General features: G+C 43.6%; 1 protein-coding gene. It reads right to left on the bottom strand.

Features of this window, described 5'->3' with window-relative positions; translation table 11 throughout:
* Positions 1–196 precede the first annotated feature (196 nt).
* Entirely contained in the window at positions 197–754 is a 558-nt protein-coding gene (locus F6K38_RS42630) for a Uma2 family endonuclease (protein ID WP_008188559.1), read from the bottom strand.
* Positions 755–1,157 lie beyond the last annotated feature (403 nt).

The following is a 1,157-nucleotide window of genomic DNA, read 5'->3' as shown; positions in this document are numbered from 1 at the left end:
CTTTCAAGGAAGCCCTAGACCATCCTTTAGTTAACATTTTGGTAGCTACCATTGAGGGATGGGGGGAGGCTTAGGGGTAAGCTATCAGTTATCAGCTATCAGTTATCAGCTATCAGCTATCAGTTATTAGTTATCAGTAAGCTCTTGTAGGGTGCGAAGCATCAAATGTAACGCACCAAATTAAGATTGATACGGTCTACCCTAGGGTTAACCACCCAAAAACTTCCTCAACTGTTAGTTCTAACTCTACTCCATTGAGAATCGGTAACGTAGACGTTGCTGAAAGAATTTCCAATCGTTGAGTCTGATCGATCACGATAATACTTTCTTCTTCCGGATCAATTAACCATCCTAGTTCAGTTCCGTGACGCAAACAGTGGATCAGGTTGCTCAGGACTTTGGTTTGTCTTTGGTCTGGGGAAAGAATTTCGATTGCCCAATCTGGAGATATTTCAAAGCGGTTGGCAATTTTGCCAGTTGGTTCAATGGGGATGTTTTCCCAACGAAAGACTGTGATGTCGGGAATAATTGATTGACCCCCAAAGGTACAGCGCAGTTCGGGGAAAGCCTTGGCAATTTTGTTGGGATTAGCGACTCGATTGATAGCTTGACACAACTCAATCTGAAGCAGACTATGTTGGCCTTGTGGCATGGGCTTAATCACGATTTCCCCATTAATAAATTCTGATCGGGGTTTGGTTTCTGGGAGTTTGAGGAACTCCTCTAAGGTTAGGGGTGGAGTGGCAGTGGTCATATATAGCGGTTTTGAATTAGGTGAGGTACTTTTTTTTAGGGAGCAGGGAGCAGGCAAGAGGCAAGAGGCAAGAGGCAATAGAAAAAAAAATTGTTTACCTCGTACCTATGAAAAACGCTATAGTTTCTATGTTTATTGAGATGGTGCGTTACATTATAGTAACTTACCCTACAAGATTGCTATGGTGGGCAGTGGGTACCAACGGGCTTTGTCACCTGATCTGATCGGTATCAAGCACTGCCCACCCTACGTGAACTACCTCCCGTTAATTAGCTGACGGCTGATAGCTGTTCGCGCAGCACCTCAAGTAGCGCATATGCTTACATACAACCTAGAGGGGCGCTTGTCGCCCCTCTAGGAATAAATTAGATTAAATTAGAGTAAAATAAGATTTTTTTTGACA

Source organism: Moorena sp. SIO3B2, from assembly GCF_010692525.1.
In the GTDB taxonomy this organism is placed as follows: Bacteria; Cyanobacteriota; Cyanobacteriia; order Cyanobacteriales; family Coleofasciculaceae; genus Moorena; species Moorena producens.
This window is presented reverse-complemented; position numbering and strand designations above follow the sequence as displayed.